General features: G+C 69.0%; 20 protein-coding genes and 1 pseudogene. 10 read left to right on the forward strand and 11 right to left on the reverse strand.

Annotation, left to right across the window (positions count from 1 at the left end; translation table 11 throughout):
- Positions 1 to 274: 274 nt before the first annotated feature.
- The 4 genes from EDD27_RS15725 to EDD27_RS15740 all read right to left on the reverse strand — a co-directional run bounded on the left by EDD27_RS15725 (position 275) and on the right by EDD27_RS15740 (position 8,484).
- The gene (locus EDD27_RS15725; RefSeq protein WP_164903625.1) at positions 275 to 3,859 is read right to left on the reverse strand and encodes a hypothetical protein; all 3,585 of its coding nucleotides are present in this window, start codon (positions 3,857 to 3,859) and stop codon (positions 275 to 277) included.
- Positions 3,860 to 3,891: 32 nt separating this feature from the next.
- Complete coding sequence (locus EDD27_RS15730; protein ID WP_127933107.1) at positions 3,892 to 4,824, reverse strand: hypothetical protein; 933 nt, start codon at positions 4,822 to 4,824, stop codon at positions 3,892 to 3,894.
- Between the two features lie 562 nt (positions 4,825 to 5,386).
- Positions 5,387 to 7,849 (reverse strand): Tn3 family transposase, encoded by a 2,463-nt coding sequence (locus tag EDD27_RS15735; RefSeq protein WP_164903626.1) that lies wholly within the window; start codon positions 7,847 to 7,849, stop codon positions 5,387 to 5,389.
- Positions 7,831 to 8,484, reverse strand: a complete 654-nt coding sequence (locus EDD27_RS15740) for a DUF4158 domain-containing protein (protein ID WP_164903627.1) — start codon at positions 8,482 to 8,484, stop codon at positions 7,831 to 7,833. The genes EDD27_RS15735 and EDD27_RS15740 overlap by 19 nt, the downstream gene beginning before the upstream one ends.
- A gap of 774 nt (positions 8,485 to 9,258) precedes the next feature.
- On the opposite strand from EDD27_RS15740, the gene EDD27_RS15745 reads away from it, so the two are divergent.
- Complete coding sequence (locus tag EDD27_RS15745) at positions 9,259 to 9,972, forward strand: carbonic anhydrase (protein WP_127933110.1); 714 nt, start codon at positions 9,259 to 9,261, stop codon at positions 9,970 to 9,972.
- Positions 9,973 to 10,056: 84 nt separating this feature from the next.
- Here EDD27_RS15745 and EDD27_RS15750 read toward each other — a convergent pair whose 3' ends face one another.
- On the reverse strand, positions 10,057 to 10,407 hold the full coding sequence (locus EDD27_RS15750) for a VOC family protein (protein WP_127933111.1): 351 nt from the start codon (positions 10,405 to 10,407) through the stop codon (positions 10,057 to 10,059).
- 258 nt (positions 10,408 to 10,665) lie between these two features.
- On the opposite strand from EDD27_RS15750, the gene EDD27_RS15755 reads away from it, so the two are divergent.
- The 4 genes from EDD27_RS15755 to EDD27_RS15770 all read left to right on the forward strand — a co-directional run bounded on the left by EDD27_RS15755 (position 10,666) and on the right by EDD27_RS15770 (position 15,210).
- A complete protein-coding gene (locus tag EDD27_RS15755; protein WP_127933112.1) occupies positions 10,666 to 11,235 on the forward strand; it encodes a dihydrofolate reductase family protein in 570 nt (189 codons plus the stop codon).
- 83 nt (positions 11,236 to 11,318) lie between these two features.
- Positions 11,319 to 12,287: a CE1 family esterase gene (locus EDD27_RS15760; protein WP_127933113.1), complete on the forward strand. Its 969-nt coding sequence runs from the start codon at positions 11,319 to 11,321 to the stop codon at positions 12,285 to 12,287.
- A gap of 22 nt (positions 12,288 to 12,309) precedes the next feature.
- Positions 12,310 to 13,860, forward strand: a complete 1,551-nt coding sequence (locus EDD27_RS15765; RefSeq protein ID WP_127933114.1) for a hypothetical protein — start codon at positions 12,310 to 12,312, stop codon at positions 13,858 to 13,860.
- Positions 13,861 to 13,878: 18 nt separating this feature from the next.
- Complete coding sequence (locus tag EDD27_RS15770; protein ID WP_127933115.1) at positions 13,879 to 15,210, forward strand: serine hydrolase domain-containing protein; 1,332 nt, start codon at positions 13,879 to 13,881, stop codon at positions 15,208 to 15,210.
- Between the two features lie 30 nt (positions 15,211 to 15,240).
- Here the strand turns inward: EDD27_RS15770 and EDD27_RS15775 are convergent, their stop codons facing one another.
- The gene (locus EDD27_RS15775; protein WP_127933116.1) at positions 15,241 to 15,741 is read right to left on the reverse strand and encodes an FBP domain-containing protein; all 501 of its coding nucleotides are present in this window, start codon (positions 15,739 to 15,741) and stop codon (positions 15,241 to 15,243) included.
- Positions 15,742 to 15,813: 72 nt separating this feature from the next.
- Here EDD27_RS15775 and EDD27_RS15780 point away from each other — a divergent pair, with 72 nt between their 5' ends.
- The 3 genes from EDD27_RS15780 (at position 15,814) to EDD27_RS15790 (ending at position 18,902) form a co-directional block, all read left to right on the forward strand.
- Entirely contained in the window at positions 15,814 to 16,392 is a 579-nt protein-coding gene (locus EDD27_RS15780) for a TetR/AcrR family transcriptional regulator (protein ID WP_127940724.1), read from the forward strand.
- Between the two features lie 94 nt (positions 16,393 to 16,486).
- Positions 16,487 to 17,692, forward strand: a complete 1,206-nt coding sequence (locus EDD27_RS15785) for a serine hydrolase domain-containing protein (protein WP_206641428.1) — start codon at positions 16,487 to 16,489, stop codon at positions 17,690 to 17,692.
- Positions 17,693 to 17,753: 61 nt separating this feature from the next.
- Positions 17,754 to 18,902 carry a serine hydrolase domain-containing protein gene (locus EDD27_RS15790; RefSeq protein ID WP_164903628.1) on the forward strand — a complete coding sequence of 383 codons (1,149 nt, stop codon included), beginning with the start codon at positions 17,754 to 17,756 and terminating at the stop codon, positions 18,900 to 18,902.
- Between the two features lie 563 nt (positions 18,903 to 19,465).
- On the opposite strand, the gene EDD27_RS15795 is transcribed toward EDD27_RS15790, so the two are convergent.
- The 3 genes from EDD27_RS15795 to EDD27_RS15805 all read right to left on the reverse strand — a co-directional run bounded on the left by EDD27_RS15795 (position 19,466) and on the right by EDD27_RS15805 (position 22,923).
- Entirely contained in the window at positions 19,466 to 20,827 is a 1,362-nt protein-coding gene (locus EDD27_RS15795; protein WP_127933118.1) for an MFS transporter, read from the reverse strand.
- A gap of 110 nt (positions 20,828 to 20,937) precedes the next feature.
- Positions 20,938 to 21,828 (reverse strand): class A beta-lactamase, encoded by an 891-nt coding sequence (gene bla / locus EDD27_RS15800; protein ID WP_241564061.1) that lies wholly within the window; start codon positions 21,826 to 21,828, stop codon positions 20,938 to 20,940.
- 213 nt (positions 21,829 to 22,041) lie between these two features.
- Complete coding sequence (locus EDD27_RS15805; protein ID WP_127933120.1) at positions 22,042 to 22,923, reverse strand: LysR family transcriptional regulator; 882 nt, start codon at positions 22,921 to 22,923, stop codon at positions 22,042 to 22,044.
- 70 nt (positions 22,924 to 22,993) lie between these two features.
- On the opposite strand from EDD27_RS15805, the gene EDD27_RS15810 reads away from it, so the two are divergent.
- Positions 22,994 to 23,707, forward strand: coding sequence for a CTP synthase C-terminal region-related (seleno)protein (locus EDD27_RS15810; protein WP_127933121.1), 714 nt, complete (start codon positions 22,994 to 22,996; stop codon positions 23,705 to 23,707).
- 95 nt (positions 23,708 to 23,802) lie between these two features.
- Here EDD27_RS15810 and EDD27_RS15815 read toward each other — a convergent pair whose 3' ends face one another.
- Together EDD27_RS15815 and EDD27_RS15820 are read right to left on the reverse strand one after the other, a co-directional pair.
- Complete coding sequence (locus EDD27_RS15815; RefSeq protein WP_127933122.1) at positions 23,803 to 24,237, reverse strand: SRPBCC family protein; 435 nt, start codon at positions 24,235 to 24,237, stop codon at positions 23,803 to 23,805.
- Positions 24,238 to 24,298: 61 nt separating this feature from the next.
- Positions 24,299 to 25,558: an RNA-guided endonuclease InsQ/TnpB family protein gene (locus EDD27_RS15820; RefSeq protein WP_241564062.1), complete on the reverse strand. Its 1,260-nt coding sequence runs from the start codon at positions 25,556 to 25,558 to the stop codon at positions 24,299 to 24,301.
- A gap of 23 nt (positions 25,559 to 25,581) precedes the next feature.
- Here EDD27_RS15820 and tnpA point away from each other — a divergent pair.
- Positions 25,582 to 25,993, forward strand: a pseudogene (tnpA, locus tag EDD27_RS15825) (IS200/IS605 family transposase); the annotation flags it as partial.
- Between the last annotated feature and the right edge of the window lie 124 nt (positions 25,994 to 26,117).

Genomic DNA, 26,117 nt, shown 5'->3' on the forward strand with positions numbered 1-26,117 from the left:
GCATCCTCCCCCAGAAAGCGACGCCCTTCATCATCTAATTACAAGATCCTTCTCATCCCTAAAGTCCGTTCCTGCGTACCTGGCGGCTGGGGACGCGTTCGGGAGCGGAGCGCCCGGTCGTACGGCACGCCGGGCTTCTGCCAGAGCGCCGACTCGGTCGGCCCGCTCGGTCAGGTGGGCAGTCAAGATCGTTCTCAGCGCCAACGGCTGTCTGCCGATTCCTCGCCCCGAAAGCCCCCCGTCACTGTGGCGCCGGCTGTCAGGATTTCTAGCGTCAGATTTCCACCGGCAGGCCGAGGGTGTCGCGTACGCGTGCCCACCGGTACCGGCCGCCCTCCTTGGGAAGTGCCTGCGCGGCGCCACCGTGAGCCCGGACCCACGCTTCGACCCGCTCCTGAAGGCTGAACCACAGCATGTCGGCTAGATTGAAGGTGATACCGCTGCCGATGCTTTCTAGAAAGCCGGAGGTGCGGTCGGCACCCCGCGTGTAGAAGATCCAGCTTCCCGACTCGGTCGGCTTGATGCCAAATTGCCGGTTGCCGCTCACCGGATGTTGCTGCGGTTTCCCGCCGGGTCGGTCCTCGTTCGCATAGACGGTACTGAAGATCCACTGCTCCTGGTTGATCGCGCTGAGTACGACGGAGGCGTTGTCAAAACCTGGGATGTTGATGAAGATGACCGATCCGGCAGGGTCCGACGACTCCCACTTCGTTTTGTCGCGTGCGGCGTACGGCTCGAATGTGCTGTACGAGGGGTTGACGAATATGGGGCTTGGGCCCGTCATCCCCAGGCGGACGGTGCGAAGAAGCTCGGCCGGTGTGAGCTGTTTGCTGCCGACTGTGGGCAACTTGGTGATGTGCACCGGCAAGTAGTCCAGGCTGATAGGCCCGAGCGCCTCGCTAAACACCTGGACGTGGATATCGCGGGGGCGCAACGCGTCCTGGATAGTTGCAGGCACCCGGAACCGGAGCAAGGACTCCCAGGCTCGCAAGTCGGGCAGGATCTCCGCAGCCAACTCGACCCCGGCGAGTGGTTCTCCGCCGAGCACGCCCACTGCGGCGTTGTTGCCCTGCTGCTCGTCGATGAGGCCCTGCTCTTGGGCGTACTTGATGGCGTCTAGCGCGTCGACCTGCCGCTGCGGGCTCGGCGTTGACGGTGCTGAACGGTTCATCCCCCCGCCTCGCCCGTTGCTCGCCGGGTCCGCTGGCAGAGCGTTGCGGGCGCTTGCCGCTCTGCTCGCCGCCTCGGCTCCGCTCACTGCGCCGTTGACCAAATCATCGAGGAGATCGCTGACCTGCTGCAGTCCGGACATGTCGCGGAAGATGTCCGGACGGCCGAGGAGCTGCAGAGCGGCCGCCAGGCCCACCGGATCAGGTGCAGCGGGTGGCTGCGTGATTTGGACGACCGCGTTCGGGAGCTGGGCTGGTTCGACGCCGGGGGCCTGCCCGCGGAACCCGGGGGAGACGCCTTCGATGCTCGGTGGCCGCTCGCATTGGGCCTGCTCTTGCCAGTTCCAGAGCCGAGTGATGTCCCTTTTCTCGGAGGCGTTGCACGAGCTCAGCTGAACCTCGGCGAAGACCCCTCTGGTGGGCAGGCTCACGATCGTAGGTTCTGGCGCTGCGGGCGCGGGCTGCGCGCTGGGCTGCTCCGAGGGGTTGAACGGGAAGGCCAGGTGATGCCCGCAGACGGCCACCGGCACGGCGTCGATGCTGTCGCGGATCGAGCCCGAGGAGCCGAACTCTGCATCGAGCGCGTCCGCGAACCACGACGGGTCCTTCACCGAGGCCAGGAACTGCGAATAGTGATCGCGATGGTCGTTCAGGTGCGTGATCAGTTCCCAGGCCAGCGCGACGTCTTGGCTGCGGCGCGCGTAAGCGGCCGCGGTCGAGACGTCGGGGCCGGCCTCCTCCGGCGACGGGACTGGCTTGATCGGAAAGCGCTCGAACCGGACGGCGTTCTCCTTGGTGAAGACCCGGTTCACCGACTCGTCGACCAGAACGTCCTCGCTGCCGTCTGCCTTCAAGGCCACGGCCTTGAGGCCCTTCAACGACAGATCGTCGTCGACACCCTCTGGCTCCCACAAGATCCGGAACTCCTTGAGCCGGGACCTCGCCGTAGGCGACTTCAACCTGAAGGTGAACGGGCCGAGCGGGCGGGGCTCGTCTTCGAACGCTGAGTCGTCTCCCCACCAGCCCTTGTCCCGGAGGATCGGCCGATCAGCGTAGACCTTGTTGTGGGGCTCGATCGGCTGCGCGAACTCCACACCGTGCTGGTCGTCAACCATGAGCTGCATGCTCACGGTATCGGCGCCGGTGCCCCACTGGCCCCGGCGCAGCGTGAGTTTGAGGCCGGTGATCGTGTAGTCGCCCGGGTCGCCCGGCAAGTACTGAGGCGGCAACGTTGCATCGAAGAACAACAGTCTGCGTACGGCGTCGAAGTTCTCCCGCAGGCGCGGCTCTAGAAGATCGTCCAGCAGCATCGGGCGCACGCGGTTGACGAGATGAAGCTCCTTCCGTTCCGGATCGGTGATCTTCCAGAGCTGCACCAGGTCCCCAATCCAACTCACGGTCGGCCTGGCCGTGGTGAACGTGAGGCCACGGTAGGGGACCAAAACCCCGGGACGTGTCCGCACGAATCGGGTTTGCAGCCGAAGGCGGCGCAGGACCTCGTAGTACTGGACCGTCATCGCATGCGAGTGATTGTGGTTGGTGATGGTCCGGGTCTGTAGCTGGTGGCGTTCGGCTTGCGTGCCGTGCACAATGACCGTGCTGTTGAGACTGCGAACCAGGTCGGTGGACTGCACGGTCGAGTCGTGCAGGTCCTGAGCGGATTCCCCGTGTAGTTTGCGTTCGCCCCATGAGCGGCTGGTGCCGTACCCGATCGCGTGCGTAGCACCGAAATTCCCGATGGGGAAGGATCCGCTGTAAGCCCCGCCGTGCCCGGCCATGAACGACCAGCCGCCTTGAGACTCCTTGAGAGCACCGTCCACCGAGTCGGTGATGCCGCGATCACGAAACAGAGAGTGTTCCAGATGCTCGCCGGCGGCCGCCGAATCGGTCCGGGCCACGTCGTCGGAACGGGACGCTTCGATCACCGCGATGTCCACCGACTCGCACGGAGCGAGCGGCAGGCTGTAGAGGATCGTGCCGAGCGTCTCCCCGAGATCGAACCACTGTTGCTCGTACTCCAGGATGTCGCACGCCAACACCTTGAGGTTCGGCTGCGCCTTCGGGTCGTCGAACAGATCGAGGACCGGTGCGCTGGTGCCCCGCTGATCGCGGTCGGCGGGCTCTCGGCCCTCCTGGACCTCCCTCGTCCTCGGCTGTGCAGGGCGTCGCACGATCTGGGTGAAGCGCACGGTGTGCACGGGCATGTTCGAGCGGACGGGGATAGCGCAGTCGCGGTCGCCGATCTTGATCTTGCGAGGGGTGAGGAACGACGCCGGTGACAACGAATAGTCCCGGGCGTCCGGCGAGCCCTGAATCGACGGCAGCGTGCTACTACGCTCCAATGACAGGATCGCCGGATCCACTTGGAGCACCGAGACGGTCCGGTCGAAGTCGACGGTGTCCTCGGTCGGCTTTGCTGGCGCTGTCCTGTTTCCGTTCCCTTCGCCCTTGCTTCCGTCCGCTTTGGTCTTGCCTACGTCACCCGACGTCAGGAGGAACGAACGCGCCTGCGGGTCTCCCACCGCTTCCAACCAGACGTCGGACCATTCTTGGTCGTCGGGAAGGTCGAAGGAGACGTAGCCGACATCGTCGCTCGCCAGCATCGCCAGAGTGGTGACGACGCCGCCTTGCCGGGCCTTGGCCGTGATGGGCGCCCCTGCCACCGGCTGGCCGGTGGTACGCGAGATCACAAAGCTACGGGCTCTCATGCTCGACGCCCTACTCAGTTCAGCAGGTCGTATGCGGTCGTCACCGTACGCCCACCATCGGCGAGCGGTGAACGCTGGGATGCCGACATTCCGCCGCCGGGCCCCAGGCCTGAACCGGCCTGAGTGCGCAACGCCGCGCCCCACGTGTAGCAGGCGGTAATGAGGGCGATGAGCTTATCGTTGGGCATCGATTCCTCGTACTCGAGGACCGCGGCGATAGCTTCCGCGCCGCGTAGCGCGGTGCGCTGCCGGTTGCTGATGGCTTCGCGCGATATCCATGACTGCGAGGAGCTGTCCGTCGCCCTCCCGGCCAGCGTGCGGGAGATCTGTTCGACTGCCTTGTCCCCGTTGCTGTCCTCAACATAGGGCCACTCGTCCCGCGGCCGTTGGGCGATGCCGAAGACGGCAACAATGCCATCGGACCGCAGGATTCGGTAGCTGACGCTCTCGGTGATCTCGCTCAACGCCTCCTCCGCGCTCCACCGGAGTGAGTCGCCGTTCAACCCGCGCAGGTACTCCTTGAACGGCCTGTGGGTGGTGCGGACCCGCTCCCTGAGCATCTCCACGCCCTCGTCGAACACGCGCGATGCGTAGGCGGCGGATGCTTCAACGAGCTCATTGCGCAACCGTTGGAAGTCGGTGGCCCCGCCGGGCGCCCCGAAGATGGGCGCAAAGATCGCTTCGCGATGCGCCTTGGACGGCAGCTTTTCGTGAGTCCCATAGCGGGCATGGAAGCGCGCGAGACTGGGCGCGAGGGGACGCCCGCCCCTCCCGGCACCGACGTTGGTGTAAAGATGCGGCCGCGCGAAAAAGTCCTCCGCGATCCGATAGGCCAGGTCCACCAGGCAGTCGAGAGACTGGTAGTAGTACAGCGCGGAGACCTCGTATGGGCCAGCCGTGACCTGCTCGAACGATTTTCGGCTGTTTATGCGGTGCTGGACGGCCATGAAAGTCTCCAGATGTGTGCCGATTCCACGACAGTGCGCCACCGGACGAAGCCTGGCAAGAAGACGGCCAGAAGTGGCCAATCACCTGGCCTGACAGTTGAATACGCCACCTCACCAGTCCGGAGCCCAATGGTCAAGATCACCATGCCTCCTCACGGGCGCTCAGCCCGTGCTTGCTCGCGAGCGTGGCCACGGCGGCGCGCAGGAGGGTGATCCGATCGGCGGCGTCGGAGCCGTAGATCCCGATCGTCATGGTCGAGGCGGTGGTGTGGAAAGTGGTGCGGCGTTGTTCGGCCGCGCAGCTGCATCGCCTTGCGCGGGTCGCCCGCGCCGTCCAGGCCGTCGATGGTCAGATAGGCCAGGAACAGCGGATCCGGCGTCGTACCGGCTGGTTCGGGCTCGGTCTCCAGCGCCCGACGCAGGTCCGCACGCTCGGTGCTGGTCAGGGGGCGACGCCCGAGCAGGTCGGGCCAGCCGTCGGGGCGGGAGGGCACGGTGAAGCCGGCGGGTCCGGCCGGTGCCTGATCTGCGTGTGCGGTGGGGTCCTCGCTCACCGGGTGCCCTATTCCTGCGACTCGTCCTCGGCGACGTTGGGGTCGCGCAGGTCACGCAGGCGCCCTTCTTCCAGCTGGGGGCGCTGGAAGGGGTAGGAGCCATGGAAGTTGATGTGCTCAAACACCAGCGGTGACAGGCGGGCCTTGATCTCGTGGCTGATTCCCCGACCACCGGCCCCCAGCCGGGCGACGGCGGCGTCGATGTAGAGGCTGTTCCACCAGGTGATGGCGTTCAGTCCAAGACCGAGGGCACCGAGCTGGTTCTCCATGCCGCGCTCGTAGGCTTGACGGAGCTGGCCGAGGTTGCCGAAGAAGACGCGTCGGGCGAGCTGGTGGCGGGACTCACCGGTGTTGAGCTGGGTTCCGATCATCCGCCGATAGGACTCGACGTGGATGATCTGGAGCAGGTGGAGGGTCTTGAAGATCCGGCCGTAGGCCGCGAACGCGTTGCCCAGACCGGTCAGCCGTCCGTCTGCGGTCATCATCTTGATCAGGTCGTAGGCACGGACCTTGTTTGTCGACAACGAGCCGGCGACCCGGACCATGTCGTCCCAGTACTGGACGATCGCGGGGACCGACACCCGGCGCAGCTGCAGCTCGTTGAACGCGCCCCACCCGTTGCAGCCGCGGTGGTCGCGGGTGATCTCCCCGTGCAGCATCGCGCTGTCGACCCACCACAGCTGAGTGTCGGTGATGTCGGCGTGGCGGGGCGCGAACTGGTAGCCGCAGATCGCGAACATGCCGTAGACGACGTCGCTGTAGGAGCCGGTGTCGGTCGTGACGATGTCGGGCGGTTCAGTGGCGTCCAGGCGGTGGATGGCGTCCAGGATGTACATCGAGTCCCGCATCGTCCCCGGTACCACCAGCCCGCCGAGCCCCATCACCTTGTCCGACACCGTGTTCAGCCACGTCGTGCCCCGTGGCCGCTTACCGATCCCGAAGTACAGCGGCGAAGGGCGCGAATGCAGGGAACGGACCGGGACGACGAAACGCAGCCCGTCGGTGGAGGCGACCAGGCCGCCGCCCCAGTCGGCGGTGATCCCAATGCCGGCCTGCTTGGTGACCAGGATCGCTGAGGCCTTCCCGATGCCCTCGCCGTGGAAGTAGCCCTTCTCCACCCCGGTCAGGCGGCTCGCGCCCAGCGCGGCGGTCCCGGGCTTGGCGACCGGCGTCAGCCCGATGTTGCAGGAGCGGGCGACCAACAGCGCGGCCAACGACAGGTCCAGGTCGTCGCGACGGGCCAGCGACCCGGAGATGTGCGGCATCGCGTCCAGGAACCCGGTGCGGGCATTCACCTCCAAGATGAGCTCCGGGTAGTCGATCCGCGGCAGCATGGCCGCGACCGCGTCGTGGACGGCCGCGAACCCCTCGGGATGCGGAGCCGCCTCCATCCGCGCCAGCGACAGCTTCCCGCCCGAGATCCTGGCAGCGTCGTTACTCGCCAGGCTCGCGCCGACCTGCTTGAATGCGTCGTCCAAGAGATCGGCGAGGGCGGCCAGGTGCTCGGCTGGATCCGCCAGGAGGCCGAGCGCGGTCAGCACCGTGTCCCGCTCCCGCACCCATATCCTCGGTTCGATCAGCTGGACGCGCGGGTCGGCCCACTTGTCGGAGCCGACCGCGTAGACGTCCCGGCGGCGCAGAGCGTCATGCAGCAACTCCAGCACGCAGAACACGTAGGCGGGCCGGTCGATCGCCGGCGGCACCAGCTTCGGGTTGGCCAGCACCAGCCGCCGCCACGACCCGCTGATGAGGCCCTCGAACCCCCGGATGTGCTCAAGGCCCGGCTTGCGGGCCGCGATCACCTTCGGCAGGGCGCGCAGCGCGGAAAGGATCTCGGTGCCGGCCTCGGTCGCGCCCCACGGGATCACCGACGTCAGCATCTCCACGAACGGCCGCACTGTGGCGTACCGGTCGACCAGCGACGCCCGCCACTCGGCGTCCCCATCGTCATCGGCGCCCGGCGGCGGCAGCAGCCCGCGCACCGACTCCACCGCGGCCGCCAGGTCCTGCCGGGACACTACGGTCTCGACCGCGGCCATCATCTCCGCCACCGACACCGGCGCCTGCCCCTCAGGCCGGTCGGCCAGCACGATCGCCCACGCCGCCGCCATCCGCGATGCCGCAGTCTTCAGCTTCGGGAAGTTCTTCAGCTTCTCCTTGTTGCTCGCCCGAGTCGCCCCCGACAGCAGCTTGGTCGACATCAGCAGGTCGAACAGCAGCAGCGCGTCATCGACCGAGGACCGCTCCAGCTGCCGGACCGTCGCCACCAAGGTGGCGACCCGCCTCTCACCCTTCAAGTTCTTGATCTTCGGAGCCTTGGCGTGCAACCCATAGGAAGCCAGCTCCGCCAGCTTCACCGGCGCCACCGCCGACAGATCCACCGCGCCCGTCCCCAGCCCCATCACGTAGGAGGTGCGCTCCAGCGCGTCGACCATACCCTTGCCGGTCAGCTTCACCACCGGCGTCCGCATCCACTCCAGCATCGAGACCCGCTGGCCTTGGGCACCTCCAGGGTGCTGATCAGCTCCCGCCGCGTGTGCACCGGCGTCGGCGCCACCACCGCTCTGTTGATCTCCTCCAGCGTCTCCAACTGAACATCGCGCACCAACCGCGCCAACGTCGTGATCCCCGGCAGCTGCACCCTCTCCTCAACCAGCCACAACACCGCCCGGTCGAACAACTCCCGCCGTGAGTCGCGCGTCGTGGCCACCCGCGAAGCGACGAACCACACAACCTCCTCTTCGGCCTCGGCGAACTCTCGGAACTTCAGCAGCTTTCGGATCTCGCCGGTGTGCTCGTACTGCGTCTCGCTTCGCTCGGCGTACTGCTTGATGCACGACGGGTCATCGATCCCCAGCTGCTCGGCGGCGAAGTCCACCACCACCTGCGGCACATCCAGGGGATCGGCCAAGAACGTCCCCAGCATCCGGACCGTGCCCCACTGAACGCTCCAGCCCAGCCGGTTGTGCTTGCGCCGCTTCTTCCGAGCCTCGGCCAGCCCCTGCTTATCCAGGAAGAAGAACCGCTCCAGCTCTTCAGGCGTCGGGTCGGCCACGAACGCCCCATACCGCCGGGCCTGCTCATCCGAAAGATACTCAACAGCCACAAATCGCGACGGTATGGAAGCAGCCAGCTACTACCGATCAGTACGCCCAAACTGAGATCAACGAAACCCGCTCGGTTGACCCCGACCCTGCTCCACCTGCGGATCAATCCCTAGCGTAGTTACCCGTTAGTAGAGTCCCGGAGCCCCGGTCTGGAGCCGGCCGCATCGCTCTTTACGTCTTGAATGCGCCGTCAAATCTAGGCGAAATCAGAGAATATATCCTAGTTTGTCCTGATTTGGCTGTTAACGTCGGTATTAGAGGAGGCAAGTCGACGGGGGGATGAATGATGGCCGGCATGAATGACTTCCTCGAAGGGGGAGGCTGCAGGCGCCGCCGCTGGTGGCGTCGCCGTCGCTGCCGCCGCCGGCGGCGCTGGTGGGGCGGCTGGTGGGGCCCCTGGGGAGACCACGGGGATTGGTGGTAGACCAACCCGATGAGAGCCGCGGGTTGCGACGGCCTTCGCTCTGCGTTTGATCCTCGCCCGTTGATGGCCGCGCCCAGCGAAGTCGCCGCAATCCGCCTCTTCTGCCGGAAAGCTCTCCACGCCTTCTGACATCGAGCTCGATCGGGAGGCCGGTCGCCCACGGTTTCCGGTGTCCCGCCGGCACAACGGGTACGTCACCGATGGCCGTCCCGGGCGGGTGCGCGATCCCGCTGAGGGGTGGTCGCGGGCGGTCTTGACGTGAGCCCCTGATGGACAGTGCGCGATGTGACATGTGATGAGCGTTACATTTTCTGGCGCGTAAACCCGCAGGCGGCGCATACTCACGGCCATGCAAAATCATCACCGGATCGAACGGCGCGGACTCCTGCGGGCCGGGCTCGTCATGGGAGGCGTGCTCGCCGCGACGGCATCCGGCAGCACCGCCGTCCTCGCCACGAGCGCAGGGCAGAATGCGCCCGACGAGCGTCCCGCCACCCCCGGCCAGGCGTGGGCCAGGCTGCGCGAAGGCAACCGCCGCTGGGTGGCCGGCACCTCCACGCACCCGCACCAGGACGCCGCGCGACGGGCGGAGGTGGCGCAGAAGCAGGACCCGTTCGCGGTCGTCTTCTCGTGCATCGACTCGCGGGTGGCGCCCGAGTTCGTCTTCGACACCGGGCTGGGTGACCTGTTCGTGCTGCGGACCGCCGGGCAGACCATCGACCCGCTCGTCACGGGGTCGGCGGAGTACGGCCCCGCCGAGCTGGGCACCCCGCTCGTCGTCGTGCTCGGCCACCAGCGCTGCGGCGCCGTCACGGCCGCCGCCGAATCGCTGCACGACCACAAGAAGCTGCCCGGCGAGCTGGACACGATCGCCTCCTCGCTGCGGTCGGCCTACAAGCGCTCGGGCGGCGACGTCGACAAGATGATCCGGATCAACACCGTCGACGTGGTGAACCAGCTCAAGAAGGACAAGCTGTTCGCCCCCCGCATCGCCAAGGGACAGCTCAAGGTCATCGGCGCCTACTACTCCATCGACAGCGGCGAGGTCACCCGCCTCGTCTGAGGCTGGCCGGACGAGCACGGCGCCGGATGGTGCCAGCTCGTCCGCAAGGCAGCCCCTGATCCTGCCCGGCCCCGGAGCAGCAGGTCAGGCAGTGGATGTGACGAAGCAGAACTCGTTGCCTTCCGGGTCGGACATGACCTGGAAGGAGCCTTGGTCGTCGGTGACGGTCTCGCCGATCCGGGTGGCACCCTGCCGCAGCGCCTGGGCGATGGCCGGCTCCATTGCCTCCACCGCGATGTCCAGGTGCAGCCGGTTCTTTCCGGCTTTGCCGTCGGTGACCGGCTGGAAGGCCAGGCGTGCACTCCCGGGCGGTTCCACATGGGACCAGCCCCGGGCCCGGTCCACCGGGTCGCCGCCGAGCAAGGCGGCCCAGAAACGCACCAGCCGGTGCGGATCCCGGCAATCAACCACGATCTGGTTGAGGCGCGCACGCATGACGGTCAGCGTAACGTGCCACGGCGACAGCGGGCGAGCAGGGCTCATGGTCGCGCAGGCGGGCCGGAGGAGGGTCCAGGCGGCTTCGCGCCGCCACCAAACGCCGCCGCCGCCAAACGCCGCCGCCAAACGCCGCCGCCGCCAAACGCCGCCGCCAAACGCCGCCGCCGCCGATCGCCGGCAACGCCACCTGGACACCGATGAGTTGCGTGAAGCCGGGCGGTCCATCCTCCTGAGGACAACGTTCAGGAGGCTCTCGTGGGAACCGTGGTGCTGCACATGAGCATGTCGCTCGACGGCTTCGTCACCGGCCCGCAGGTCGGCATGGCGCATCCCATGGGCCGGGGCGGCATGCGGCTGCACGAGTGGATGTTCACCGACCCGCTCGATCCGCGCGACCAGGAGATCGTCGCCGAGATCGTCGCCTCGGCGGGTGCGGTCGTGCTCGGCCGGCGCACGTTCGAGGTCGGCCTGCCTCACTGGCAGGACACCCCGTACCCGGCGCCGTCCTTCGTGCTCACCCACCAGGCCCGCGACGTCCTCGCCATGACGAGCGCGACCTTCACCTTCGTCTCCGACGGCATCGCCAGCTGCCTCGAGCACGCCCAGGCAGCGGCCGGCGGCAAGGATGTGATCGTCATGGGCGCCCAGACCGGGCGGCAGCTCCTGCGCGCCGGGCTGCTGGACGAGCTGCAGATCAACCTCGTACCGGTCGTGCTGGGCGGCGGAACCCGGCTGCTGGAGGACCTGGGCCGCATCGAACTGCAGCGTACCCGGCTGATCGCCTCCGCCGCGGTCACGCACGTACGGTTCCGGATCGCCAGGTAGTGGCCTGAAGGGGTGCGCGGCGGCGCGCTGTCCAGCACACTGCCCTCAAAAGGGGACACCCACCGGCAGGCGGGAGACGGGCGATGGCCAAAGGCGCGATCATCATGATGCTGGCGGTGCTGCTGGCCACCCGCTGCGGCGGCCCGCCCACGCCCAGCCCGCCCGCCCAGGCCGCCGCACCCACCGCCACCCCGACCCCCACGCCCACCAGCGGCTGCCAGGCCGCCGAGCCGCTGCGGCCCGGCAGCCACACCCTCACGCACGGCGGGCAGCAGCGCCGCTTCCTGCTGTCGGTGCCCGACGGCGACGGCCCCCACCCGCTCCTGCTCGACCTGCACGGCCTCGGCTCCTCGGCCCGCCAGCAGAGCACCTACAGCAGGCTGGCCGCCGAAGGGTCGCTGCGCGGCTACATCGTCGCCACCCCGCAGGCCGCCGAAGGCCGCATGGGCTGGACGCTGCCCCACACCGGCGGCCCCGACGACACCGGGTACATGACCGCGCTGCTGGACCGGCTCGAGCAGCGGCTGTGCGTGGACGCGCGGCGCGAGTTCGCCGCCGGCATGTCGTACGGCGCCGGCATGGCCGCCGGCCTCGTCTGCGCCCTGAACGGCCGCCTGGCCGGGATCGCCGCCGTGGCCGGGATCAACATCGTGCCCCCGTGCGCCCAGCCCCGCCCCACCACCATCCTCGCCTTCCACGGCACCGCCGACCGCATCGTCCCCTACCGCGGCGGCCACCCGTTCCGCGACGCCACCGGCAACCTGCGCAGCCTGGCGCAGCTGGTGGTGCTCGCTCCGGTCGAGCAGGCCATGGACGGCTGGGCGAGCGCGCAAGGCTGCACCGGCCGCACCACCAGCGGCCTGAGCGAGCAGGTACGGCTGCGCGGCTGGAAATCCTGCCCCGGCGGGGCCACACTGCGCCTGTACACCATCGACGGGGGCGGCCACACCTGGCCCGGCCCCATCGAGGTGCCCAGGCTGGGCGCCACCGCCCGCGACCTGGACGCCACCGCGCTCATCCTCGACACCTTCGACCGCACCCCCTCACGCTGACCAGCCCGACCAGGGAGAGTCCATGGACGACGTACGCGTCACGATCGAAGCCGTCCCGCGCGCCGGCCTGACCGAGCAGCGGCTACGGCAGGCGGTGGCCGAACACCCCGAGGCGTTATCGGCGCTGGAGGTGGCCGACCCCGGCCGGCTCACCGTCGCCTTCGCCCCCGGCCTCGGCCACGACCCCGGCGAGAACGCGCCGTTCCAGGCGACCGTGTTCGACCCGGTCGGCAACCGCGCCGTCGAACTGCGCGGCACCCTGGACCGGCCCGAACGCGCCGACCTGCGGCCCAGCGCCTGGCGGCCGCCGCCCAGCCGCGAGGAGCTCATGGCCGCCGCCGCGATCCTGCGCGCCGACCCCGGCTTCCCCATCGGCGACGACGTCGTCGTCTACCGGCCCATGCCGCCGCTGGCCGACGCCGAAAACCCCGACGGCACCACCGTGCGCCGGCCCGCGCTCGGGGTGTACACACCGGGCGAGCCGACCGGGCTGCGCCACCGCATCGTCGCCGTCGACCTGGTCAACCGCGCGGTCGACTGGACACCGGCCGGGATCAACGTGCGCATGCACCACGACTGCGACACCAGCGTCCCCGAAGGCGTCGACTCCCTCGCCGACCGCGGCGGCCCCGACCAGGTACGCGTACGCGTCCACCGCGGCTCCACCGAATTGTGGAACCTGCTGGTGGTACGCCCCCGCGCCTCCTCCCCGCAGAATCCCGGGCTGGGCGGCGGCGTCGAACTGCGCCAGGTCCGCTACCGCGGCCGCCTCCTGCTGCGCCAGGCCCACCTGCCGATCCTCAACGTCGAATACGACGAAGGCACGACGTTCCGCGACGACGTCGCCTTCGAGACCCGGTTCTCGGCCAGCGGCACCGACCCGGTCGGCTGGGGGTGGCGGCTGTGCACCAGCGCCCCCCGTACCATCCTGGAACGCCCCGACACCGACGCCGGCAACTTCCAGGGCGTGGCCTTCCACCACGACGGCGAGCAGCTGCGCATCGTCAGTGAGATCGCGGCCGGCTGGTACCGCTACGCCAGCGACTGGCGGCTCGGCGACGACGGCGACATCAGCCCGCGCTTCGGGTTCGCCGCCACCCGCAACCCCATGACGTGCCTGGTGCACCGCCACCACGCCTACTGGCGCCTCGACTTCGACATCGAAGGAGCCGGCAACGACGTCGTCGAGCAGATCGACGACACCGGCTCGATCATCCCCGAACCCGTCCCGATCATCCGCGAGACCTCCCGCCGGCGCCGCCACCCCGCCCGCTACTGGCAGGTACGCGACAAGGCGTCCGGCCGCGGCTACCAGATACACCCGGGCGAGTTCGACGGCACCGCCGACGCCTACGGTGTGTCCGACCTGTGGTTCCTGCGCCACCACCCGCGCGAGCTCGACGACGGCAACCCCGGCCCCCGCGACCGCGCCGCCATCAACCGCTGGCTCAACGGCGAGAACATCAACGGCGCCAACGTCGTCGTCTGGTACGCCGGCCACTACTACCACGACCAGGCCCACCCGCAGCCCCACCAGGGCGAGCTGATCGGGCCGCGGCTGGTGCTCATCTAACGGCTACCCTTGTCGCTCATGAGTCAGGTGGGACACACGACGGCCCGCGCCCTGCTGCGCAGACTGGCCGTCGAACAGGCGGAATGCAGGGTGCCGTCGCTGACGGCCGCGATCGTGCGGGACGGCCGGCCGGCGTGGTTCGGCGGCCGCGGACGCGTCGGCGACGCACCCCCGACCGCCAACACCCAATACCGGCTCGGCTCCATCACCAAATCCATGGTCGCCGTGGTCGTCTTGCGGCTGCGCGACGAGGGCGCGCTCGAGCTGAACGACCCGTTGCAGGCGCACCTGCCCGGTGCGCCGCACGGCCACCTGACCATCGCCCAGCTGCTGTCGCACACCAGCGGGCTGACCGCCGAATCCCCCACCCCCTGGTGGGAACGCACCCCCGGCATCCCCGCCGACGACCTGCTCAAGCGGCTGGGCCCCGGCGAGCTCAAACACCGGCCAGGACGCCGCTTCCACTACTCCAACGTCGGCTTCGCCCTGCTCGGCGAGCTCGTCGCCCGCCTGCGCGGCACCACATGGCTGCAGGCCGTCCAGAGCGAGGTGCTCGCCCCGCTCGGCATGAACGACACCACCGCCCGCCCCCGCGCCCCGCACGCCACCGGCTACGCCGTGCACCCGTGGGCCGACGTCGTCCTCGCCGAACCCGAGCACGACGCCGACGCCATGAGCCCGGCCGGGCAGCTGTGGTCCACCCCGCACGACCTGGCCCGCTGGGCGGCGTTCCTGTGCGGCGACACCGGCGGCGTGCTGTGCCCCGACACGCTGGCCGAAATGCGCGAACCGGTCGGCGTGGACGACGGCGACGCCTGGACCGGCGGGTTCGGGCTCGGCCTGCAGCTGTCGCGGACCGGCGGGCGCCGCCTGGCCGGGCACACCGGGTCGATGCCCGGCTTCCTGGCCACCGTGTGGGCCGACGCGGCCGACGGGGCCGGGGTGCTGTTCATGGCCAACACCACCAGCGGGCTCAGCGGCAGCCTGGCCGTCGACCTGCTCGACATCCTGGAAGAGCACGAGCCGCGCCTGCCCGACGAATGGCGGCCCGTGCCGGCCGACCCCGAACTGCTCGCCCTGACGGGGCTGTGGCATTGGGGGCCCAAGCCGTACACGCTGCGGCTGCTGCCCGAGCGGGGCCTGTCGCTGGAGCCGGTCGGCGGGACCGGGCGCGCCTCGCGGTTCGTGCCGCAGCCGGACGGGACCTGGCTGGGGCTGGACGGCTACTACGCCGGGGAGACGCTGCGGGTGGCGGCCGACCATCTCGACCTCAACACCTTCATCTTCACCCGCGATCCGTACGATCCGGCCGCGCCGGTGCCGGGCGGGGTGACGGACTGGCACGCCTGACGATCATCGGCCGACCGTAACGGTCGGCCCTCAGCCTTTGATCACTTTGTCGACGAAGGCGGCCAGGTTGACCTGAGTGCGGGCGATCTTCTCCTCCACGGAGAGGGTCTCGTCGAGGTCTCCCGCGACGGCCGGCTGCTTCTTGCCTCGGGTGTAGAGGGAGCAGGCCAGATCGGTGCACATGTAGGCCCCGACCGTGTTGCCCTGGCGTCCGGCCTCGCCGGTGCGGCGCGCGCTCATCAGCGCCACGCCGCCGCTGGTGTGGGTGGTCAGGCACAGCGAGCACATGCTGCGCGCGGTGAAGGCGCGTGAAGTCCCCGGGGCCGCCCGGAGCGCGATCCCGACGAGCCCGCCGTCGCGTTCGGTGACCAGGTAGCCGCGTCCGGGCGCGCCAGGATCTCGCCATCCGAGGAAGTCGAGGTCGTCCCAGGGCTGCTCGTCGAGGTCGTGGGGGACGCCCAGGCGCTTGGCCTCGCCCTTGGAGCAGTTGACGAAGGAGCTGCGGACGTCGCTTTCCGTGATGGGTCTCATGTTCCGCAGGCTAGCTTTGCCTAATATAATTAGGCAAATCCCTTATTTGATGAGAAATTGATGGGAGCTTCGGTGGCACGCGAGGGCATCACCGGCGAACGCCTCGCCCGGACAGCGGCGGAACTGGCCGACGAGATCGGCTTCGACAATCTGACCGGCTCGGCGGTCGCCCGCCGGCTCGGGGTCAAGGACCCGAGCCTGTACGCCCACATCCGCAACGCGCGAGAACTGAAGGTGCGCGTGGCGCTGCTGGCCCTGGAGGAGCTCGCCGACGTGGCCGCCGCGGCGCTGGCCGGCCGCGCGGGCAAGGACGCGCTGGTGGCCTTCGCCAACGCCTACCGCGGCTACGCCAAGCAGCACCCGGGCCGGTACGCCGCCGCCCGGTTCGAGCTCGACCCGGAGACCGCGGCGAGCAGCGCAGGACCCCGGCACGCCGAGATGATGCGGGCGATCCTGCGCGGCTACGACCTGCCGGAGCCGGACCAGACCGACGCGGTGCGCTTCCTGGGCAGCACCTTCCACGGCTACGTGAGCCTGGAAATGGCGGGCGGCTTCCGCCACACCCCGCGCGACGCCGACGCCTCCTGGGCGTGGGCTCTGGACACCCTCGACATCGCCCTCAGAAACCGGTCAAGGAAACCGGGCCTGTAAGGGGGCAGCGCGGCCGCGCCGGTGACCTCGTGCACTCAGGGGTACCGCGGCGGCGGAAACGGTGAGGAAACACGCCCCCGTGTGACATGTCCGCGTGGCTCGACACCGATCATCATCACCGCCGGCATGGTCCACGCACACCTCCCGGCGCTCCGTACTGGGCCTGCTGGGCAGCGCTCCGATCGCGGCCGGCATGCTCGCGGCCGGCCGGCCCGCACAGGCGAAGGCTTCGACCTCCCGCGCGATACCCGCAGATCTGCGGCCCGGTGGAAGGTTCGACCGTTTCCTCGCCGACCGGGCCGCCAAGGACCTGTTCTCCGGCGTCGTGGTGCTGGCCTACCGGGGCAGGCCGGTGCTGCGCCGAACCTACGGCATGGCGAACAAGGCCACATCGACGCCCAACCGGGCGGACACCCGTTTCGATCTCGCGTCGGTGACCAAGACCTTCACCGCTGTGGCCGTCGCCCAGCTCGCGCAGCAGGGCAAGATCGCTTTTCACGAGAAGCTCGGCACCTATCTCCAGGGGTTCCCGGCGGAGATCGGCCAGACCGTCACCGTCCACCAGCTGCTGACGCACACCTCCGGCATCGGCAGGCCGGCCGTCGGCACGGAACCGCCGACCAGACCGGAATGGGACACGATCCAGAAGCTGTGGGACGGCACCGCCAAGGCCATCCGCGCTCTGCCGTTGCAGTTCACCCCCGGTACCCAGTACCGCTATAGCAACGACGGCTTCTTCCTGCTCGGCGAGATCGTGGCCACGGTGTCAGGGCGGTCCTACTACGACTACGTCCGCGAACACATCTTCACCCCGGCCGGGATGACCCACTCCGACTTCTTCACCAAACCCCAGGTGACAGCCGACCCGACCATCGCACGCCCGTATGCCACCCAGCGGTCCGGCCCGCGTGTCGACTTCACCGCCAGCGACTTCTTCCCGTTCGTCGGCGGCCCGCATCGCGGCGCCTACTCCACCGTCGCCGACCTGCTCGCTTTCACGCGCGCCCTCGGCAACGGCACGCTGCTCGGCCCTGCCCACGCCGAACTGATCACCACCGGAAAGATGATCATGCCGCCGTCCGAACAGCAGGGTCTCACCCGCCAGCACCTGTTCTACGGCTACGGCTTCATCGACGCCATCGTCAACGGCCGGCACGTCGTCGGCCACTCCGGCGCCTCCGCAGGAGCCGCCAACAACCTGGACACCTTCCCGAGCCAGGACTCGGTATCGGTGATCCTCGGCAATTACGACACCCCCATAGCCCCCATCGCCGAGATGGCACGACAGATCATCACCTGATACGCCCGGCCGAGTGCCGGCGCGGTTTCCTGACATGTTCGACTCCGAGGGAGTTGTTTCTTTGAATCACGCGACCGTTGTCCGCACCATCACCGCCGCGACCGCGGCGACCCTGCTGCTGGCCGCGACCTCGCCCGTGACGGCAGCCTCAACGCGCAGCGCTGCGATCGGGGACGTCCAGCAGGCGATGGACGCCCTGGCCAAGACTCCCGGCGTGGTCGGCGCCATCAGCGGGGCGTACGTGGACGGCAAGCCGGCCGGCCAGGGATCCGCGGGCTCCCGGCTGCTTGACGGCAAGGGAGGCAGGATCCCCGCAGGCTCCCGGTTCCGCATCGGATCACAGTCCAAGCAGATGGTGGCCACCGTGCTGCTCCAACTGGTCGATGAAGGCAAACTCGGCCTGGACGACAAGCTCGGCGACCTGCTGCCCGAGGTGGCCGCCGACGGGCTGGTGGAGCGGGCCGGCGAGATCACCGTGCGGCAGCTGATCCAGCACACCTCCGGCATCCCCGACTGGTTCCGCAGGGGCACCTCGACCGCCCCGGCGTTCGACGTCTTCGACTTCACCACCTACTACCGGCCGATCGACATCGTGAAGATGACTCGCGGGTGGCCGCGCACCGGGGAACCCGGCGAGAAGTTCGCCTACTCCAACACCAACTACACCCTCATCGGCATGATCATCGAGAAGGTGACGGGCCACACTCTGGCCGACGCGCTCAAGCGGCGCGTGTTCCGACCGCTGGGCATGACCCGGACCTACCAGCTCACCAAGCCTCCAGAGGGCATCAAGGGCCCGCACGGGCACGGGTACTACCCCGACTCCACCGGCACGCTGCGCGACGTGCACCGGTTCAACGCCAGTTACGGCAACGGAGCCGGAGGCGTGGTCTCCACCACGCACGACGTCAGCGCCTTCCAGCGGGCCTTCACCCAGGGCAAGCTACTGCCGCCGTCACTGCAGCAGGTCCTCACCCAACCCCCCGCGGGCGGAGGCGGGCAGCAGGGATCGGGCCTGTGCGGAGGAAGACTGAAAGGTAACATGCCCGGCGGGTCGGCACCTGGTCTGACTGCGTTGACCTTCGCCTCGGCCGACGGCCGGCTCCAGTTCGCCATGTCCGTCACGCTGAAGACCGCCGACACCCACAGTGTCATCCCCGCAATGATCAAAGCCGTCGAAGCGGTGCTCTGCCCCGCGACCCAAAGATGAACCCGCGTCTCAGCACCCCGATGGCCACCGACCCCGCCGCCGAGAATTCCCGCCAAGCAATCGGACCCCGCAGGAGCGTGATCCACAGCGTGCGCTGAGTGGTGGTTGTGCCGTCCGTCAGCGCTGGTCAGGGCACCGTAGAACCGTCCTCATGGGGGAACAGGGCTGTCTGCGGCCCGGGCGCGGCTTCAAAGCTCCCCGCTTCCTCCCAGCGACCGCCGCGCGGCGAAGCAGGCGGACGGCCCCCGCGCCGAAGCGACGCGGGGGCCGGGGTCCGGAGGTGTTAAGACCGTCGGTTGGCGCTCATGGGGTGCGGAGACGCCAGATCTGATGGGAGCCGCCCCGAAAGGTGGCCTGCAGGCCGTTGGCGCCGTGGGCGCGGCCGGCATCCTGAACGTCCAGGCACCTGCCACTGGCTCTTGGCGGCCCAGGCCTATGCAGCACTCGCACAGCGCTGACCAGCGATTATCCAGCTACGCGGCCCCTTCCTGGGGGCAGAGCCAAGGTCAAGTGCTACCGCTACTGGCTGCCCGGACGGGAGGCGGTCGATGACCGCCCGGAGCTCAGCCGCTGGCGGCCTCCTCCATGACCTTGCGCGCGTCGCGTTCGAACGACGCCCTCGCCCTGAGCGTGAGGAGCCCGCCGGCGACCATCGGGAGCACCAGGATGTACATCCCGGCGAGCAGCGACCCGAGCCGGTCCGAGGCGATGCCGACGATCAGGGAGCCGAAGGCGCCGCCGCCCGTGGTGAGCAGTTGCAGGACGGCGAAGCCGAGCCCGCGTGAGGCGGCCGGGACCACGTCCGCCAGGCAGGCCGTCATGTTCGGCATCGCGATGGCCATCAGCGAGCAGGCGAGCAGGAGCAGCGCGGTCATCGTGTCGATCGACTCCATCGACAGCGCTCCGGCCAGAACCAATGAGCCTGCCGTGATGCCGCTGCCGCCGGCCAGTAGGCGGCCGCCCTTGCGGGTGCCGTGCCACCTCCTGCCCAGCCACGAGCCGACGAGGGTGCCCGTCAGCGTGCCCGCGACCGTGATCAGTCCGCTCAGCGAGCCTGCCGTGCCCGTGCCGACGCCGTGGGTGCGCACCATGAACGTGGGCAACCAGTAGAAGATCCCGGCCAGGCCGAAGGTGAGCAGCGACAGACCGGCACAAACGAAGACCAGGGTGGGGATGGCGAGGACCTGCCGGAACTGCCGCCAGAACGGCGGCGTGGCGGAGGCGGTGGAAGTGGACGCGGACGTGACGGAGGCCGGGTGAGCGAGCGGGAGCGAGGCCGGGGACGCGTCGCCGGCCGCCACCAGCCGGTCGAGCTCGCCACGGCGCGGCTCGCGCAGCAGCCAGACCAGCAGGGCCGTGAGCACTCCCGGCACCACCATGACGAGGAACGCCGTACGCCACGAGAACGCCTCCGCCAGCACCCCGCCCAGCAGCGTCCCGACACCCCCGAGGTGCGCGGTGATGCGCGTGAGCCCGTACGCCTTCGCCCGGCTGACCGGCGGGTAGTAGTCGGCAAGGAGGCTGCCGGAGGCCGGGTTGTCGATGTTCTCGGCCGTGGCCAGCAGCACGCGCATCAGGTAGAACATCACGAAGCCGGCGGCAAGCCCGGAGCCCAGCGTGGCGATCGCCCAGAAGAAGACCACCACCACGATGATCCGGGTGCGGCTGAAGCGGTCCGCCAGATACCCGGCAGGCAAGGTCACGACCGCCGCGGCCAGAGCGGCGGCCGTCGGGATCGAGCCGGCGGCGGTGTCGCTGAAGCCCCATTCGCTCTGAACAGCCGGGAGCACGCCGATGAGCAGGTTGTGCTCGATCCGGTCCACGAACCCGACGATGAACAGGACGATCAGCGGCGTCCAGCCGAACGGCGCGCGCGAACGCGCGTCCAGGGTGCCGGCGCGCGGCGAACCCAACGTCCCGACCATGCCCACCCTTTCCGGAGGAGATTCTAGAGGTCACCCGGCGGAGAAGATCGCCGTGACCGCCGTCAGGGAGCGCCGCCGGCGGCCACGGCGCGTCACGACCCGATGGCCGGTCACAACCTGCCGAGAGCCTTGACCAGCGCGGTCGCGGTGGAGGCGATCACCTTGTCATCGTGCGGGGTGTCGTCGAGGTTGCGGTTGGTGAACACCGACAGGATGATCGGCGCGTTCGATTCGGGTGGCCAGACGATCGCCACGTCGTTGGCGGTGCCGTAGTTGCTCGCACCGCCGGTGCCGGTCTTGTCGCCGACCATCCAGTCCTTGGGGAGCCCCGCCCGGATCCGGTTGGCGCCGGTGAGGCTGGCCTTCAGCCAGCCGACCAGTCGCGCCCGGTCACGGGAGTGGAGGGTCTTACCGGTGGTGAGCTTGGCGAAGGTCTGTGCGGCCGCCGCGGGGGTGGTGGTGTCGCGCTCTTCACCGGGCTTCCACTCGGTCAGCGTGGGCTCCGTACGGTCCAAGCGGCTCGTCCGGTCACCGATGGTCCGGAAGAACTCGGTCAGCCCGCGCGGCCCACCGATCTGTTTCAGCAGCGTGTTGCCCGCGAAGCCGTCGGACTTGGTGATCCCGGCACGGCACAGCTGCGCGGGCGTCATGCCGGTGTCGGTGTATTCAGTGGTCTCCGGGGAGTTCCCGGTCAGCTCCGCCATCTCGGCAGGCTTCCAGCGAACCACCCTGTTCATCAGCCCGGGGTCGCTGGTGCGCGCTTTGCGCAGCACTGCCGCGCACGCGAACACTTTGAACATGGAGTTGAACGGGAAACGCTCACCGGCCCGGTAGCCGACCGTTTTACCGGTCCCCAGGTCGATACCCACCGCGCCGATACGCCCGTCATAGGACTTCTCGAGTTCCTGCAGCGTCTTGTCCAGCTCGGAGCCGGAGGCTCCGGTGATGGCACCCGCCGCATAGGCGGGGCCGCCCAGCACCACAGAAGCTGCCAATGTCACGATCGCTAGTCGCAGTCGGAGATGTCGTGTCATGCCGAGAGAAGATCAGAAGCTATCCAGGAATGTCCAATATTGATAAGGATGGTGCCGTCATATCGATATGGATATCGATGATGGTCCGCAGCGCAAATGACGCCAATGAGGGTGATTGCCCCATACTCCGCTGGGGAGCTCATCATGGCGCTGTGGAGTCGGCCGGCACGCAGGTCGCCGTCAGCTCGACAGCGTCCGTGCCAGGTCCGCGGCCGAGCCAGGAGGCAGCGCGCCATGCAGCAGCTCGACCCGGTGCACCAGGCGCGGCCAGGCCAGCGGCACACCCCGCGTGGCCGGCGGCACCGAACCCGTTGACAGAGCCGAGGCCGGCAAAAGGGTCAGGCCGTGACCGGCGGCCACGAGATTGATCACCGTGTGCACGTCGTCGCCCCGGTACTCCAGCGCCACGGGAAACCCGTCGCCCGCCAGATCCCGCAAGCGCGCCAGCGGGCACACCTCCGTCTGCAGCCAGCGCGCGTCCACCAGGTCGTCCAGCCGCAGCGCCGTCCGCCCCGCCACGGGATGACCGGCAGGCAGCGCCACCACCAGCTCCTCCTCGCTCACCGCCACCGTCGTCATCGGGCCGGTGTCGGGCAGCCGCAGCGGATCACTCGGCGCGGCGATGCCGTCAGCCAGCCCCAGATCCGCCTCCCCTTCGGCGACCAGCGCGCCGACCTGCTCGCGCCCGCATGACACGAGCGTCACATCCAGCCGCGGCTGCGCGGCACGCGCCCGGGCCAGGCGGCCGGCCACGGCCGCGTTGACGGCCAGCGGCGTCGCGGCCAGGCGCAGCCGGTGCCGGGGCCCGGCCGCGGCACGCAGCACGTCGGCGCGGGCCGCGCGCAACCGCAGCAGCAACGGCCCGGCGTGCTCCAGCAGCCGCCGCCCGGCCGGTGTCGGCTCCACCGGGCGGCGGCTCAGCAACGCCAGCCCCAGGTCGGCCTCCAGCGCGGCGATCTGCTGGGAGATCGCCGACTGCGTGTAGCCGAGTTCAGCGGCGGCCGCGGAGAACGAGCCGCGCCGGGCGACGGTCACGAACGTCGTCAGCAGATGAGGATCCATTAGCGTTACTTATAGCAGATGCAGATTTCATCGTTGGCGCTTAAGTGGCGTGAACGGCCACGATGAAGACATGAGAATCGCCCTCGTGGGGGACCGCTCCCCCAGCGTCCGCTCGCATGCCCGTATCCCGCTGCTGATGGAGGCGCTGCGCGAGCGCGACGGCATCGCGCTCGACCCATACTGGATCCCCACCACAGACGTGACCGGCCTGGACGCCTTCGACGGCATCTGGATCGTGCCCGGCAGCCCGTTCCGCGACGAGAACGGCGCGGTCGAGGCGGCGCGCGTCGCGCGCGAGCACCGGATCCCGTTCCTGGGCACGTGCGCTGGTTTCCAGCACATGCTGCTGGAGTTCGCGCGCCACGTGTGCGGGCTCGACGTGGCGCACGCCGAAAACGAGCCGGGCGCCCGCGACCTCCTGCTCACGCCACTGGCGTGCTCGCTGGCCGGCCACGAGAACCTGGTACGCCTGACGCCCGGCTCGCTCATCGAGCAGATCATGGGCACGCCCTCCACCATGGAGGCCTACGTCTGCTCCTACGGCCTCAACGAGTCCTACAAGGAGACGCTCGCCGCAGGCGGGCTGGTCTTCTCCGGCCACGCCGCCGACGACGGCGCGGCACGGGCGGCGGAACTGCCCGGCCACCCGTTCTTCCTCGCCACGCTGTTCCAGCCGGAACTGGCCGGTGACGGGCACCGGCCGCACCCGGTGATCTCGGCGTTCGCGGCCGCGGTCGTCCGGCACGCCGGCCAGGGCGAGACAGCGTACGCCGGCACGCCCTGACGGCATACGCGACCCAGCTCAGAAGCCGGAGAACAGTCGGCCGAAGCGGCCAAGCCGGTCAGCCGGAGAACGGCAGGCCGAAGCCCGCGAGCCGGTCAGTCGCGGTCGCGCTCGGCCAGCACGGCGAGTTTGCGCAGCGAACGGCGGGCGAACGCGACGCTGACCAGACGGGCGATCGGCCACACCACCCGGCCCAGCAGCCCGAACGGCGGCCACAACTCCTCGGCCCAGACCACCCGGCTGCCACCCGCGCGCGCAAGGACCCGGATGGCGCCCCGGCCGCGCACGATCCGGCCGGTGTGCTCCACCCGCACCAACGCGGGCGGCCGCCAATGCGTGATCGTCATCGTGTCCAGGAAGCCGAACGGCCGCACCCCGGTGTAGGCCTCGATCGTGTCAGGGCCGGCCTGGCGGGCGGTGGTCAAGAACATCCACTCCTGATGCCGGGGCCAGTCGGTGATCAATGCGAACACCTGCTCCGGCGGCGCCGCGACCTGAACCGCGGCGGCCACGTACACGGGCCTGCCCATGATCCGATGTTGACGCGCGCCCCGGCGTGAACGCCGGGGATTCAGCCTGTGCCGCGTGGTGTCACGCGGCACTTCTGTGGCTTCCTGTTTCATCGACCGTGCCTTCGCGCTCGCCCCGAGGAGCGAGCGCAGAGGTCTTACCGGTCTCCGCAGGCGTTTTCCGTCTCCGCTTCCCGCCCATCTCAGGCACGGGTTTCCGTCCAGCGGCGACGATCCGGCGCCCTTCGGCCCGGATGTTGATCTCGGCGTTGACATCCCGGTCGTGGGTGACCCCACACGGGCAGGTCCACCGGCGTACGGCCAGCGGCATCTGTTCGGCCAGCGCCCCGCAGGCCGAACAGAGCTTGGAGGAGGGGAAGAACCTGCCGATCTTCACGAACGTCCGGCCGTACAGCTTCGCCTTGTACTCCACCATGCCGATGAACGACGCCCAGCCCGAATCGTGCACACTCTTGGCCAGCCCGGTTCGTGCCAGTCCCTTGCCCGCCAGATCCTCCACATAGATCGCTTGGTTTTCGCGGATCAGCTTCGTGGACAACTGGTGGTGGAACTCGCGGCGCGCGTCGGCGACCTTGGCATGCCGGCCGGCGACCCTCACCCGGGCCTTGGCCCGATTCTTGCTGCCTCTCTCCTTACGTGACAGGGCTTTGTGTGCCCGCTTGAGTTTCTTCTCCGCTCGGCGCAGGAACCGCGGGCTGTCGATCTTCCGTCCGCCCGACAGCACCGCGAAATGCGTCAGGCCGAGGTCGATCCCGGTCTCGGCCTCGGCCGCAGGCAAGGGGGTTTCGGCGGCTTCGACCACGAACGAGGCGAAATACCTCCCGGCGGCATCCTTGACCACGGTGACGGAAGAGGGCTCGGACGGCAAGCGCCGTGACCAGCGCACCGCCACATCGCCGATCTTCGGCAGCCGCAACTTGCCGACCGCGGTGATGGCGAAACGGGCGTTGCGCGTGAAGCGGATCGCCTGCCGGTTGTCCTTGCGGGACCGCAAACGCGGCGGCCCCAGCTTGGGCCCCTTGCGGGTCCCGGCCAGGGAGGCGAAGAAGTTCCGGAACGCCACGCACGCGTCGGCCGGCGCCTGCTGGAGCACCACCGCCGACACCTCGCCCAGCCAGGAGCGTTCCGGTGTCTGCTTCGCCTGGATGATCACCAGGCGGGACAGTTCCGCGTCGGTGATGAACGGCAAGCCCTGCTGGCGGGCGTGGTTACGCAGTGCGACCGCGTCGTTGAACACCACCCGGGCGCACCCGAACGCCCGCGCGAGCGCGATGCGCTGGCCGGGGGTCGGGTCAATGCGGAAGGCGTACCGCAACTGCACACGATCATCCTACGGTTCGGGTCATGGCCGAGTACGGCGATATCAGGACCGGCAGACATGGCGTTTTCGTGCTGCACACACATGTGGTTTTCGTGACGAAGTTCCGGCATCGGCCTTTCACCGGCGAACACCTGACCCGGCTGCAAGAGATCACGAGATCCGTGTGCGCCGACTTCGAAAACCGAGCTACGCCAGTTCAACGGCGAAGACAACCACGTCCACCCGCTGGTCAACTTGCCACCCAAGGTGGCCCCTGTCCAAGCTGGTCAACTGCCTCAAGGGCGTGTCCTCGCGCCGGATGCGTCAGGAGTTCCCGAACTGGCCCGCCGCTACTACCGGGCGAACAAGCTGTGATCGGGCTCCTACTTCGCCGGATCGGTAGACGGCGCTTCGATGAGTGTTCTGCGCCAGTACATCGAGGAGCAAAACCGGCCCCGTCTGAGCTGGGTGGACGCCGTTTCTCCTGGCGGCGAAACGGCTGTTCCTGCCCCGCTACGCGGGCTGGTCGGCTTCCCCCGGCCTGGAGGCCGGAGCACTGCCGACGATTCCGGTAGCCGCG

It is taken from the genome of Nonomuraea polychroma (assembly GCF_004011505.1).
Taxonomy (GTDB): Bacteria; Actinomycetota; Actinomycetes; order Streptosporangiales; family Streptosporangiaceae; genus Nonomuraea; species Nonomuraea polychroma.